This is a genomic window from Pseudoalteromonas sp. P1-11, assembly GCF_001399995.1.
GTDB lineage: Bacteria > Pseudomonadota > Gammaproteobacteria > Enterobacterales > Alteromonadaceae > Pseudoalteromonas > Pseudoalteromonas atlantica.
Genome location: NZ_LJSP01000009.1, coordinates 36,193 through 50,316 on the forward strand (window position 1 = coordinate 36,193; position 14,124 = coordinate 50,316).

The following is a 14,124-nucleotide window of genomic DNA, read 5'->3' on the forward strand; positions in this document are numbered from 1 at the left end:
TGCTAGCGCCTTTTATAGAGTCCGTTTATTTGAGTGTATACTAAGCACTAAAATAAATCGATAGCAGCTTTAAATAGTTGTTTATGAACATTAATTAACGCATTTAAATTACGCTGATAACCGCCACCTAAAGCGCACATAAGAGGGATGTTATGGGCTTTGCAGTAGTTAACAATAAAATGATCGCGCGCATAAACCCCTTCAAGCGATACGTTAAATAACCCTAGCTCGTCTTTTTCGTAAATATCAGCCCCTGCGTTATATAAAATAATGTCGGGGTTATGAATACGCACGCAAAATTCGAGGGCTTGTTTTAACGTTATTAAGTACTCGGTATCTGATGTGTTGGCAGGTAGGGCGAAGTCGTAATCGGAGTGTTGCTTTAAGCGCGGAAAATTTTGCTCGCAGTGAATAGAGCAAGTAACTATAGCGTTATTATGTTGCGTAATTTGTGCCGTGCCATCGCCTTGGTGTACATCACAATCAAATATTAATACGGTATCGGCTTGGTTTGTATTGATTAAATGCGCGCCAGCCACAGCCAAGTCGTTAAAAATACAAAAGCCACTGCCGTAATCGCTATATGCATGATGATAGCCACCACTTAAATTAGCGCAAAAACCATGTTTTAGTGCGTATTCGCTGCCTTGAATACTTGCCCCAACCGAAAGTAGCGTACGCTCTACTAATTCGCGTGAATACGGGAAACCCATTTTTTTAATTGCTTTATTACTGAGCGTGGCGTTTAAAAAATCATTTATGTAGTCTTGGCTATGGCACAGTGCAAGCTGCTCGGGCGTAGCTTTGGTTGGTGTATTAAACTGTGTAGCCCCAAAGCCTAAGCGTTCTATTTCTGCTTTTAGCATTTGGTATTTTTGAATAGGAAAACGGTGGCGCTCAGGAAGCGTTAAAGCACTGTAAAGCGGGTGGTAAAAAAGCTGCATTAGCGTAATTGTTGTTTTTCGACTTGTTGAATTTTATCTTCGGTGGCCGAAATAGCTTTACGGCAGCGGCCTAAACGCGCATGCGTGGTTAAAATTTCCATATTAAGTTTTTGTGCTTGCGCTGGGCTGGCTTTTTCCATTTGTAGTTTACGCTCTTCAATCATTAACACTAAGCGTCGTTCAAACTCATGGTTTTGTTTAAGCTCGTCGTATAGCTCGTGCGACGATTGCATTATTTTTTTTACGGCTTGCTTATAAACCGTATTTTTGGGTCTAGGTTTGTACTGGCTTTTGTTTTCTTTTGCCCAGATGGGGGTCGATTTAATAACACTAAATACAGCTTGTACTTGATTACCTATGCGCTCGAGTGCATAAGCATAAGCATGGCGATGATCACTGGGTGGTAAGCTGGTAATTTCGTCTTCAATTTCTGTTACGTAGTCAGTTAAGTTCATGCTTTTAGTACTAAATACGCCGCGGTCAAATAAACTAGGCTGCGCCTGCATATAGCGGTTTTTAGAAAACAACTTTGCGCTATCAAATTGCTCAGCTTGTTGTTTAAGCGTAGCAACTTGTTGGCGTAATTTATCTAACGCGTGGGTTTGCATTTACAAATAAGCCTCGTAAATCAGTTTTAATGCTAGCAGTATAACCATAGTGTTAAAAACAGGGCGAATAAACTTACCGCCAAAGCGAATGGCTGAGTGAGCACCAATCCAAGCACCTAACATAATAAAAAAGCCCATGATAAGGCCTAATAAAAAGTTTACATGTCCAAGTGCCACAAAGGTAATAAGCGATATAAAATTAGATACAAAGTTCATTGAGCGGGCTAAACCACAGTTAAGCAGTAAGCTCATTTTATAAAATAAACTATTAGATGCGGTCCAAAAAGTACCGGCGCCTGGGCCTGCTACGCCATCAAAAAAACCTAACGCTAAGCCCTGTAACCACTGCTTTAGTTTAAGTATTGGTGTTACTTTTGGTAAATCATCGCCCTGTGTGGTGCTTAAACTACCAAACAAGCTATAACAGGCCACCATAATAATAATGATAGGCAAAAGCTTATTTAAAAATTCAATACTTAAGTGATCGACTATTAACGTACCAATCACAGCGCCTATGGCTGTAGCAAAAATGGAATTTGCCCAAAATTTAGGACTAAATAGATTTTTTTTATAATACGTGTAGCTGGCCGTTAATGAGCCAAAGCTTGCCGCAAGCTTGTTGGTGCCAAGCGTTACATGCGGTGGCAAGCCAGCGGTGAGTAGTGCAGGGACTGTTAATAAGCCACCGCCGCCGGCAATTGCATCAATAAAGCCAGCAGCAAGGGCCGCGGCACATAAAACTGCCAGTGTTGTGGGATCTAAAGCAAGTTCAAACATTAATAATCTATTTGTCTTTTAAAAGGTGGTAAGGTGTCGAGCATGGCTTTGCCGTAGCGCTTGGTAACTAAGCGTCTATCGAGAATGGTTATACGGCCTTCATCGCTCTCTTTTCGCAGCAGTCTACCACAGCTTTGTACCAATTTCTTTGCTGCATCGGGCACCGTTATAGACAAAAATGGATTACCGCCTTTACTTTGTACAAATTCGGCTTGGGCTTCTTCTATTGGTGATGTAGGTACTGCAAACGGTATTTTTGTAATTATTAAGTTTTCTAAATATTTACCTGGTAAATCAAGCCCTTCTGAGAGGCTTTGCGTACCAAATAAAATACTACCTTTACCGCTATCAATATTTTGGGTGTGTTTTTTTAATAATGCCTCGCGCGACATTTCGCCTTGTACTAATAAGTTAAAACCTTTTGTTCTAAGAAACTTAGCCACATGGTCCATTTGCCAGTACGAGGCAAACAATACCAAATTAGCTTTTTTTGTATTTAAGTACTCAGGCAAAGTTTGCGCTATATGGTCACTAAATGCTTTGTCGGTTGGCTCAATTTTACTTACCGGGATACGCAAGGTTGCTTGTTTAGGGTAATCAAACGGAGAGGGCACTTTAATAAACTTAACGCCTTCTTCTTTTGCTAAGCCGCTTTCATAGGCAAAGTGGCTAAACGAACCAAGAGCACTTAAAGTTGCCGAGCATAGTACCGCCCCTGCGCATTCATTCCATAGTTTGTCTTTTAAGTAGTAGCCAACTTCGATAGGGCAATCACTTAATAGGTGATCGTGATGGTTTTTATATTCTAAACGTTTGATCCACCTTGCGTGAGGTGTGCCTTCGCCTTTATTGGCATAGCTATACCACAGCTTATTTAATTGCTCTAAGCGGTTTATATAGTGCCCGCTTTCGGCCAAAACAGGGTCGGCAACGTAGGGTTTTATATCGCCATCGCTTACATCTTGAGTGAGGGTATCGTGCATTTTATTTAAACAACGCAGTGCATCTAGTGTGGCGTCACTTATATCTTTAGCTTTGTTGTGCAATGATTTTGGTATTTCGCCATGCTCAAAACGGTATGTGTCGTCTTTTGAGTATTCAAAGTCGGAGTTATCGAGAATATCACGCACCACTTTTAAGTCTTTATTAGCATCGTTAATGCTATCGCACAATTTGAAATTTTGCCCAATGGCTTTTTGACCCACTAATACCTTAGACATTTTGCCACTAAATTTAGTGAGCTTATCGAGCCAATCAATGGTGCCTTTAATAGTGGCCGCTGCCGATGAAAAGTCGCGGGTAATATGCGCAAGGTGGTGCGCTTCATCTATTACATAAATGGTGTTATCGGGCTCGGGTAAAATTTTACCGCCCCCTAAATCCAAATCTGCCAGTAGCAGTGAATGGTTAATAACAAGCACATCCATTTGCATAAGCTGATTACGAGCAAGCTGAAACGGGCAGGTTTGATGGGCTTTCATTTGGCGTTGGCAAGCGTGTTTATCGCATGCGATTAAGTTCCACACTCTATCGGGTATGGTGTCGGCCCAACTATCTCTGTCGCCTTGCCATTTTTTATTTACATAGGCATCGTAAAGGCCTTTTAAGCATTTCGTTTCCATATCACTTAGCGGCGAGGTAAGTGTGGGCATAAACTCCATTTGCGTTTGGCTATCGCCATTAACAGCGTTATGTAATTTATGGGCACATATATAGCGTTGCCTACCTTTTACTAGGTCAAACTTAAAGTCGAGCCCAGAGTGTTTTTTAAAAAAAGGCAGCTCTTTTGCTATTAATTGCTCTTGCAGGGCCACGGTTGCAGTAGAAATAACCAGCTTCTTTTTTTGAGCAAGGGCAAGCGGTAACGCGCCTAAACAATAAGCAAGCGATTTACCAGTTCCTGTGCCAGCCTCAATAACACATATTCGCTGCTTTTTATGGTATTCGCCAGCCAGTGTTTTTGCTATTTCGGCAACAAGGTAGTTTTGGCTACTGCGGGGGCGGTAATCAGTAAGGTTACTAGCCACATGCTGGTGTACTTGCCTAATTGTTTTTTTTAGTTGGTCAGAAAGCATGGGGAGATAAACCTAAAATATGTATATAATTACAGTGTATGGATTTTAGAGTTATAACCGTGTAACTACAAGCAAGGATGAAATTAATTTAGTAAATTAATGCGGCAATTTTTTAAGTTTATAAATTACTCCCTATTATGGCCTGTTTATATTTTGAGGTTGAACAATTTTCAATCCTTAACGTTCATGGCCCTAAAGTAGAAAAACAAAATATAAGTAAGGTTTATTGATAGTGTATTTAACATCTGGTTTTGTACTTTCTGCACAAGCGCACGATAGCGCTCAGGGTTTACAATATGAAATTTGGTTTGCTACCGATAATGGACCAATAAAGACAATTTCTGAGAATGAAACCGCACTATTTTTTATAAAAAACTCAGATACAAAAGCAGCTCAAGCTATTTTATCTGCCGAATCACTAAACTTTTTAATTAAACCTCTTTCACTTAAAAATTTTCAGCAGCAAGATATGTGTGGCTGTTACTTTTACTCACTCAAACACTTTTATAGCGCGAGCAAAGCGTTAAAAAGTCGCGGTATTACACTCTATGAAGATGATATAAGGCCCATTGAGCGTTATTTAATGGAGCGCTTTATTAAAGGCGGGGCGTGGATCACGGGTAAACGAGTGGATCATGCACATTACACTGAAATTTTAGATGCTAAATTAAAAACCAACGCTGACTATACGCCTGTGCTTTCTAAGTTGTCACTTGATATAGAGTGCAATGAAAGTGGGGTGTTGTTTTCTATTGGCTTGGTAGGCTGTGGTTTAGATTGCGTAATCATGATTGGAGAGCCTGAGCATCACGACCCAGTGATTGGTTATACTATTATATGGTGCGCAGACGAGGTTGCACTATTACAGCAACTTGTAACACTTATTAAGCAGTGCGACCCAGATATTATTATTGGGTGGAATGTTATTGAGTTTGATTTTGCAGTTATTTATGAGCGCTCTGTGGCACTTGGGGTAAAACTATTACTAGGAAGAGGAAACCTTCCTTTATATGTTCGAAAAGGCCATTTTACACGGGTTTCTATTCCCGGGCGCTGTGTAATTGATGGCATTGATACTCTAAAAAATGCCACTTATAGTTTTGAAACTTTTTCACTTGCTAATGTAGCTAAAGAAATTTTAGGCGAGTCTAAATTAATTGAATCTAGTAACAGCTTACAAGAAATTATTCGTCAATTTAATGAAGATAAACTCGCGCTCGCTAACTACAATCGGCAAGACTGCATACTCGTTAATAAAATCTTCGATAAGCTAAAACTTCTCGATTTTGCTGTTATTCGCACACAATTAACAGGCCTTGAGCTAGAAAAGCGCGGCGGCTCAGTGGCGGCTTTTGTAAACATGTATTTGCCTTTATTACATCGCAGCGGTTATGTAGCACCTAATATGGGCGACCATGGGCTGACGTTTGAAAGCCCAGGTGGTTATGTTATGGAGTCGGTACCGGGGCTGTATAAAAATGTCATCGTGCTTGATTTTAAAAGCCTGTACCCCAGTATTATGCAAACCTTTTATATAGACCCGCTTGGACTAATAGAAGGGATTGAAAACCCTGAAAACAGTATTGAAGGTTTTAATAACGCATTGTTTTCAAGAGAGCAGCACCATTTACCAGCGCTTATAAAAAGCCTAGCGCTACAGCGCCAGCGGGCAAAAGATAATCACGATTTAATGCTATCCCAAGCGATTAAAATAATAATGAACAGTTTATATGGTGTATTAGGCTCACAAGGCTGTCGTTTTTATGACCCTCGACTCTCAAGCTCTATTACTTTGCGTGGTCATGAGATAATGCTGCAAACTAAAAAGTGGATTGAAGAGCAAGGTTATAGTGTTATTTACGGAGATACAGATTCGACCTTTGTAAAACTAACGGATGATTTAAGTGTTGAGGCCTGTAATAAAATAGGTAAACAGTTAGCTAAACACATAAACACATTGTGGCAGCAAAACATACACGCTAAACATAATTTAACTAGCCATTTAGAAATAGAGTTTGAATCGCTTTACAGCCCATTCTTTTTACCCACCATAAGAGGTAAAAGCGTGGGGTCTAAAAAACGCTATGTGGGGCAGTTAATAAAGCCGGATGAATCAAAATTGGTTTTTAAAGGCTTAGAAACCGTAAGAAGTGACTGGACTAGACTGGCTCAACAGTTTCAATTTGATTTATTTACCCTCCTTTTTGATCAACCAGAGCAAATAAATGACCTTGTACACGATTACATTAGTAAACTTTTACGCGGCGAATTTGATCATTTGCTGGTTTTTAAAAAACGTTTAGGTCAAAACTTAACCGACTATCAAAAAAATATCCCTCCACATGTGCAAGCAGTAAAAAAGTTTCAGAAACAAAATAGTGAATTTACGCTAAAAAGAGGTGAATTTGTTACATTTGTTTACACAACCCACGGTGTTGAGCTGTATCAAGGGCTGCATAGCTACGACTACCCATTGTATATAGACAAACAAATTGTACCTTTATTAGAAATGGTTACGCAATTTGTTAACGTTAACGTAAACAGTTTCGAGCTAAAACAGTTCGAACTATTCTAGCTTGTACCTATTAATGCAATTTTTGATTACATAATCTACGCTTTAGCTTTATTTTTGTACAGTTATTCCTCATCTAAGCTAAAAAACAATAAAAAACCCTTTTTTAATTAATATTTGGTTAACAGTAGTTGGCTTTTAGATATTTTTTGTTTAGTATTTGGTTTAGTCGCTGTTAACAAACTGTGACAACAAAAAATAATTAAATAATAGTCGCTTCTAACAAGTGGTGACCCAGGGAGAATCAAATGTTAAATAATAAAGTTTCAAAGGCAGTTCGCTTAGCGATTGCATTTGGTGCAGTATCAACAGCTGCATTTTCGTCAAGTTCATTTGCTGCAGAAGAAGAGTCTGCAGAGAAAGTAGAACGCATCCAAGTAACTGGTTCACGTATCAAACGTACAGATTTAGAGGGTGCTTCTCCGGTAGTATCTATTACTTCTGCTGATATCAAGCTAGAAGGTGACTACACAGTTGCAGATGCACTACGTTCTAGTTCATTAAACTCATTCGGTTCGTTCTCAGAGCGTTCTGGTAGCTCAGCACAATCTCAAGCAACTATCAATTTACGTGGTGCTGGCTCACGTCGTACTTTAGTACTTTTAAATGGCCGCCGTTTCCCAGGTTCACCAACATTAGGTGGTGCTTCTGCTAACCTTAATGCTATTCCAATGGCTGCTGTTGAACGTATCGATATCATGACTGAAGGTGCATCTTCTATTTATGGTTCTGATGCAATGGCAGGTGTTGTTAACGTAATTATGAAAGAGAACTTTGAAGGTTTAACTTTCAACATTGGCGCGGGTCACCGTGACCAAGATGAAGGCACTACTTCAACTGAATTTTCTGTAGTTGGTGGTGTTTCAAACGATAAAGGTAACATTACATTCTCTTTCGATCACCAATCTCGTAAAGGTATTTCAGATGCTGACCGTGACTACACTAAAGCTCAGCTTGGTGATTTAGACGGTGATGGCGACATTGAAGCTTACACTGCAGATACTGTAGGTTGGTCATACTTTGGCGCTACTGTACTTTCTCCAGATTTTGCTACAGCGTCAGCTTCACTTTTATGTGATGATTTAATCTCTGAATACGGTGAAGATACTTTCCGCCGCGTTGATGCAAACGAAGATTGGGGCCCAGGTTCTGAGTACTGTATGTATGCATTCGCTAATGTATCTTACAACACAGCATCAATTGACCGTAACACATTATATGTTAGTGCTAACTACGAGCTAACAGACGACATAGAGTTCTTTGCTCAAACAATGTTTGTACAAAACTCTTCATTTGGTCGTTACGCTCCACCGGCTGCAGCATGGGAAAACATGGCAGCTGATAACCCGCATAACCCATACGGTGAAGACGGTGCATATGGTTTATTCCGTTGGGTAGGTATTGGTACACGTGATGGTAACGTAGATGATTATAACCAAGATTTAACAGCTGGTTTACGTGGTGACTTAGATTGGAACAACGCTTCTTGGGAAGTTTACTACCACCACAATAAAGCAGATAACAAATCTGTAGGTGAGTACTACCTTTCTTACAGTGGTTTAGCATACAACGAAGCTAACGATATCGATTTAGGCTCTGATGAAGGCATTGCCAACATGAAGTCGACTACGTTACAAAACTCAGGCTCTACTTTTGACCAATACTTTGCTGGTTTAGGTTTTGACTTATTTGAACTACCAGGTGGTGCTGTTGCTCACTATGTAGGTGTTGAATATTTTGAACAAACTTACGAAGATATTTACGATGGTCAATCTGAAGCTGGCTTAATCGGTGGCTCTGCTGGTAACTCTTCAATGGGTGACCGTGATGTGACAGCTGTTTTCTTCGAATCAGTACTACCAGTTTCTGATACAGTAGAAGTGAACTTAAAAGCTCGTTACGATGATTACTCTGACTTTGGTGACAACGTTGCTCCAGCAGTATCTGCTCGCTGGCAGGTTGCTGATAACGTAGTGATTCGTGGTTCATACTCTGAGTCGTTCCGCGCGCCAGGTCTAGATTTACTTAATGCAGCACGTACATTCTCTGCTGAATCTGCAATCGATTATAATAACGGTTCTACTACATCACGTCAGTACAACACATACTATACTCAGAACTCAGAACTTGAAGCTGAGACTTCAGATTACATCAACTTAGGTGTGGCATGGGATGTAAACGATAACTTAAGCTTTAAGTTAGATTACTTCCAACTTTCTATTGATAACGTTATTCAGTCTAAATCTCTACAGGGCTTATTATCTGATGAGGCTGCTGGCCTAATCACTGCAGTAGGTGTTGATACAGATACGTCTGATGAAACTTTCTACCTTAAGCGCTCTGCTTCAGGTACACTAATCGAAGCAGGTACTTCTTACTTTAACGGTGCTGGTTTTGAAATTGAAGGTTTTGATTTCACTATTAATGCAAACGTAGAGACTGATTTTGGTGACTTCCGCTTTAACAATGTTAATAGTGTAACACTTTCATACGATTCTGAAGTAGGTGGTGTTGTACAAGACACTGCTGGTTGGTCTGGCCAACCTGATCTTAAGTCAGTAGCAACAATTTCTTGGTCACTTGATGATCATACAGTATCTTGGAACTCTACTTACACAGCAAGCACGTCTGAAACTGAAGTTGATGAAGATGGCGATGGTTTCTACGAGCAATCAGGTGATTTAGATAGCTGGTTAATCCATAACTTAACTTACAGCTACAATGCAGGTCCTTACGGCGCTGTAACATTTACTGTAAGTAACTTAACTGACGAAGACCCAGTTCTTTCTTCAGCTGGTACATGGGATAACCAAGACCTTTACAACAACTTTGGTCGTGATTACCGTGTAAACTACTCAATTAGCTTCTAATATTAATTAGAAACAGGTTGATATATAGGGCTGAATTTATTCAGCCCTTTTTTTATGGGGATTTTTTATGGAAAATTATTGGAGTGAGTATTGGTCTCAAGGGTATTTAACTTCATTTGGGCAGGATATTAAGAAAAACTATACAGGCAAGCTCAAGCAGAGCTGGACAAGTTTTGCTACTGAGCTTAGTCCACAGTGTAAAATACTAGACATAGGAACAGGCAATGGTGCACTGATACAGCTTATACACGATAGTAGTAAAGATCAGCTGAGCTTTATTGGTATTGATAAAGCAACAGTGGCAAAGAGCGTTACAGGCGTGCCCGACTCTAGTATTTTATCAGATGTAAGTGCAGAGTCCTTACCTTTTGAAAATAATGAATTTGATGCGATAGTGGCTCAATTTGCAATTGAATACAGTGAGCTTTCGAAGAGCATTCCTGAATTATTTAGGGTATTAAAACCGGGTGGGTTATATCAAATTGTTTGCCACGAAATAGATTCAGATATAGTTAAACCAAATGTGCTTATATTGGAGTCTGCTGTACGTGTACGTAGTGACTTGTTAACTCCTTTAAAGCAGCTAATTGATGAGCTGAAAAAAGATGATAATGCTCAGGTTAATAGCTTGATAAAAACAATAAATAACCTTATCCAGCTTGAAAGGCAAGTACACCCTCACGCAGTTAATGGAACACGGTATCCCGACTTTTTTCAGTTTATTTTGAATAATAGAAAAATTGATTTAGAACGCGCTTATCAATTATTTACTCAAGAGCTCGAAGGGCTGATCTTTAGGTTAAGTGACTTAAAGGAAGCGGCGTTAAACTCTAAGGATATTAGCCAGTTGTTATTGTTAGGGGATAAAACATTTAAAGAGGCTTTAGTTGACTCTAATAATGAATATATCGGAACGCTTTACAAAGGACGCAAATAGCTAGCCCCATTACTAAAATTTGTTCTGTTCTGCACATTAATAATCTAGCAGCTTTGATGGTATTCCAATGGCTATACGAGCTGCAGCTCCCGATTCCTTTACTTTTTGGCGACTTGTTAAACATTGTTCTTGGTCACCTTGTCATTTATAAATTTTAAATTACCTTGTTAACACCTTTAAAAATGTAAATAAGTAGAAGTATTTTACGTTTTATTTTCAAAAATGCATTGTTCCGGTTATTGGTATATTCATACTTTATTTTTTGTCCCCTTTATCGAAATAAACTAATATTAATTATATTTAAATTGATGTGAATTATTGGTTTTTAATATGTTGACTATGTTTATATATTGATACTAACATTCACAAAAGAAGCGGTACTTTCACTTCTTAAGCTATTTATTTAATGGCTAAAATAATAAATATATAAATAAAATTATTTCAGGGAGAATCCAATGTTAAATAACCAAGTTTCAAAAGCGGTGCGCTTAGCGATTGCTTTTGGTACGGCATCTACAGCTGTATTTTCAGCAAATTCAATTGCTGCTGAAGAGGGAGTTGAAAAGGTAGAGCGTATAGAGGTTACCGGTTCACGAATTAAACGTGCAGATCTTGAAAGCGCTTCACCAGTGAGCATTATTACTACTGAAGATATGAAAGTTCAGGGTATTTCAAATATTTCCGATGCGTTACAAAACCTTACCGCTCAGTCGGGCGGATTAACTGCTGCTGTAAATAATGGCGGTAATGGTAATGCAACTGTTAACTTAAGAGGTATGGGTTCATCACGTACATTGGTACTTGTTAATGGACGCCGTATGATTGCCTCAGGTACTGGTGCATCTTCTACCGTGGATCTTAATGCCATTCCTTTTAGCGCTGTAAAACGCATAGAAGTTTTAAAAGACGGAGCATCAGCTGTTTACGGCTCTGATGCTCTTGCTGGTGTGGTTAATATTATCATGCGCGATGACTTTGAAGGCTTTGAGCTAGATGCCAGCTATGCAGAGACAGGTGAAGGTGACGGTGAAGAAGCTAGCTTAAGTAGCACCTTTGGTGTGAGCAGTGATAAAGGTAATGTTGTTGTAAACGTTGGTTTTTACGACCGTGGAACTGTACGTGCTAGCGACCGAGATTATTCAGCATGTCCATACGCTGAAAGTGGCGGTGAGCGTTTTTGTGCCGGTTCTGGTAACTCTTTAGGTATGAATGCAATCTTAGATGATGGTAGAAGAGTTCAGTTTGAGCCTGGCGGTAACGGTTCATCAACTGATACTGGCTATCACACATATGTGGGTAGTGGCGAAGGCAACGATACCTATAACTACTCTTCTGCTTCATACTTATCTACGCCTGCAACTCGTTATAATGTGAGCGTGTTAGGTAATTATGAATTAGCAGATAACTTAAACTTTTTTGCAGAAGCGTACTATACAAACCGTACCTCAACGCAACAAATGGCACCAGCACCTATCAACTACACATACAGTGTAGATGGTCGTAGTTGGGTATTAAGTCAAAACCCAGAAGTTTACCCATTCTCAGGCTTGTATGATTTTGCAACTCCTGGCGACAATGTAGACATGTTACCGCTGCGTCGTATGTCAGAAATGGGTGGCCGTGTATTCGAGCAAGAAGTAAATACAGCACAATTTACAACTGGTTTAGAGGGCTTTATCGCTGATCAATACGCTTGGAATGTGTTCTATACATATGGTCGAAATAGCGCTATTGACCGTTCTAAAAACTACATCAACGTAGACAAAATGATAGCGTCAGTAAATGAAAACTGTGAAGGTGTCTCGGTTACAGGTTCGCCTAGTGACTACACGGTTACAGGCAACGATGCATCTGCTCCATGTATTAACTACTTCGGTGAAGGCGCGCTTTCACAGTCAGATGCCGATTACTTGCGTTACACCGATCAGGGTACTTCAGGTACAGAAATGCACCACTTAGGCGCTTCAATTTCGGGTGATTTATTTGAAATGCCTTCTGGTGTTGTTGGCTTTGCATTTGGTCTAGAGCACCGTGAAGAATCAGCATTTAATCAACCAGATGCATTCTCTTCATCAGGTATCGGTTCAGGTAATGCTGTACAGCCAACTTCTGGTGGCTATAAAGTTGACGAAGCATATGTAGAGCTTGTTGTTCCACTATTGAATGATTTACCACTGGTTCAGTCTTTAGATTTAGAAGCTGCGCTTCGCTACTTTGACTACGATACATTTGGATCAGATACTACTTATAAGTTAGGTCTAACTTGGCGTATGACAGACGAAGTTATGCTTCGCTCTGTATTATCAACAGCATTTCGCGCACCAAGTGTAAGTGAGCTTTACGGTGGTCAGTCAGATAGCTTCACCAATTATACAGACCCTTGTACTGGTTTTGGTGGTGCTGGCTTTGATTCTAGATACCAAACAGCCTGTGCTTCTGATGCAGCAGCCGGCCTAATTCCTTCAGATGGTACGTTTGCACAAAACAGTGGTCAACTTCGTGCGGTTGTTGGCGGTAACCCAGACCTAGGTCCTGAAACTGCTGATACATTTACAGTTGGTCTTGTTGTTGAGCCAATTGAAGGGCTAAGCTTTACTGTTGATTACTACGATATTGAAGTAGATAACGTAATAAGCTCTGTTGGTATTACGACTAAGCTAGATAAATGTTATAGCGCGGGTGAAGAAGGTGGACAAGGTGGTTCTTTTGCACTTTGTGAAGGTGTTGTACGTGATGCAACGGGTAACTTTGATGGTACTCCATCACTTGATCAAAACCTTTCTACTTGGAACCTATCGGGCGTAGATTTCAACGCTCAATATAGCTTTGACGCTGCTGACTTAGCGTGGAGAGCTGATTGGGAAGCTTCTTACATCTCTAAATGGGAAGTACAAGAGTTTGCTGGTGAGCCTATTCAAGATTACGTAGGTGTTGCATCAAGTGGTTCTGGCTCAATTCCTGAGTGGAAACATAATGTAAGCTTACGTGCAGCCGGTGATGATTGGACTGTTTCATACAAAGTGATGTATGTAGATTCGCTTGTTACAGAATCAGTTGCATTATTTGATGGAGACCCTGCGGATTACTATTCACCAGAAGCTGACTCGTTTGTATCACATACACTAAGTGGTACTTACCAACTTAACGAGCATGTTTCGTTACGTGGTGGTATAGATAACCTAACAGATGAAGAGCCTCCATATTACAGCGATTATGATGATGCCAATACAGATACTACGTTGTATAAGTACATCGGTCGTAACTTCTTTGTAGGTACAACTATTTCATTCTAAGCATAAGCTTTAATGCTAAGGCCGGTATATTATCGGCCTTTTTATTAT

Annotated in this window: 8 protein-coding genes; 4 read left to right on the forward strand and 4 right to left on the reverse strand. The window is 39.8% G+C overall.

What is annotated here, in order from left to right:
• Window positions 1–47: 47 nt before the first annotated feature.
• Genes AN390_RS14640 through dinG form a run of 4 tightly spaced genes read right to left on the reverse strand, consistent with a single transcriptional unit; the run spans window position 48 to window position 4,404 of the window.
• Window positions 48–944, reverse strand: a complete 897-nt coding sequence (locus AN390_RS14640) for a histone deacetylase (RefSeq protein ID WP_055255216.1) — start codon at window positions 942–944, stop codon at window positions 48–50.
• Window positions 944–1,552, reverse strand: coding sequence for a primosomal replication protein (locus AN390_RS14645; RefSeq protein WP_024033711.1), 609 nt, complete (start codon window positions 1,550–1,552; stop codon window positions 944–946). Before AN390_RS14645 ends, AN390_RS14640 begins: the two co-directional genes overlap by 1 nt.
• Entirely contained in the window at window positions 1,553–2,329 is a 777-nt protein-coding gene (locus tag AN390_RS14650) for a TSUP family transporter (RefSeq protein WP_024033710.1), read from the reverse strand.
• Window positions 2,329–4,404 carry an ATP-dependent DNA helicase DinG gene (gene dinG, locus AN390_RS14655; protein WP_055255217.1) on the reverse strand — a complete coding sequence of 692 codons (2,076 nt, stop codon included), beginning with the start codon at window positions 4,402–4,404 and terminating at the stop codon, window positions 2,329–2,331. Before dinG ends, AN390_RS14650 begins: the two co-directional genes overlap by 1 nt.
• 232 nt (window positions 4,405–4,636) lie before the next feature.
• Here dinG and AN390_RS14660 point away from each other — a divergent pair, with 232 nt between their 5' ends.
• From AN390_RS14660 to AN390_RS14675, 4 genes are all read left to right on the forward strand, one after another.
• Window positions 4,637–6,979: a DNA polymerase II gene (locus AN390_RS14660; protein WP_055255218.1), complete on the forward strand. Its 2,343-nt coding sequence runs from the start codon at window positions 4,637–4,639 to the stop codon at window positions 6,977–6,979.
• A 245-nt stretch (window positions 6,980–7,224) separates the two neighbouring features.
• Window positions 7,225–9,846, forward strand: a complete 2,622-nt coding sequence (locus tag AN390_RS14665) for a TonB-dependent receptor domain-containing protein (RefSeq protein ID WP_029774024.1) — start codon at window positions 7,225–7,227, stop codon at window positions 9,844–9,846.
• Window positions 9,847–9,913: 67 nt separating this feature from the next.
• Window positions 9,914–10,783 carry a class I SAM-dependent methyltransferase gene (locus AN390_RS14670; protein WP_055255219.1) on the forward strand — a complete coding sequence of 290 codons (870 nt, stop codon included), beginning with the start codon at window positions 9,914–9,916 and terminating at the stop codon, window positions 10,781–10,783.
• 455 nt (window positions 10,784–11,238) lie between these two features.
• The gene (locus AN390_RS14675) at window positions 11,239–14,076 is read left to right on the forward strand and encodes a TonB-dependent receptor (RefSeq protein WP_055255220.1); all 2,838 of its coding nucleotides are present in this window, start codon (window positions 11,239–11,241) and stop codon (window positions 14,074–14,076) included.
• Window positions 14,077–14,124: the final 48 nt, after the last annotated feature.

Excerpts from the sequence above, each read along its gene's own strand:
- AN390_RS14675 (WP_055255220.1), top strand. The coding sequence starts at position 11,239 with ATGTTAAATAACCAAGTTTCAAAAGCGGTGCGCTTAGCGATTGCTTTT.
- AN390_RS14665 (WP_029774024.1), top strand. The coding sequence starts at position 7,225 with ATGTTAAATAATAAAGTTTCAAAGGCAGTTCGCTTAGCGATTGCATTT.
- AN390_RS14650 (WP_024033710.1), bottom strand. The coding sequence starts at position 2,329 with ATGTTTGAACTTGCTTTAGATCCCACAACACTGGCAGTTTTATGTGCC.
- AN390_RS14640 (WP_055255216.1), bottom strand. The coding sequence starts at position 944 with ATGCAGCTTTTTTACCACCCGCTTTACAGTGCTTTAACGCTTCCTGAG.
- AN390_RS14645 (WP_024033711.1), bottom strand. The coding sequence starts at position 1,552 with ATGCAAACCCACGCGTTAGATAAATTACGCCAACAAGTTGCTACGCTT.
- dinG (WP_055255217.1), bottom strand. The coding sequence starts at position 4,404 with ATGCTTTCTGACCAACTAAAAAAAACAATTAGGCAAGTACACCAGCAT.
- AN390_RS14670 (WP_055255219.1), top strand. The coding sequence starts at position 9,914 with ATGGAAAATTATTGGAGTGAGTATTGGTCTCAAGGGTATTTAACTTCA.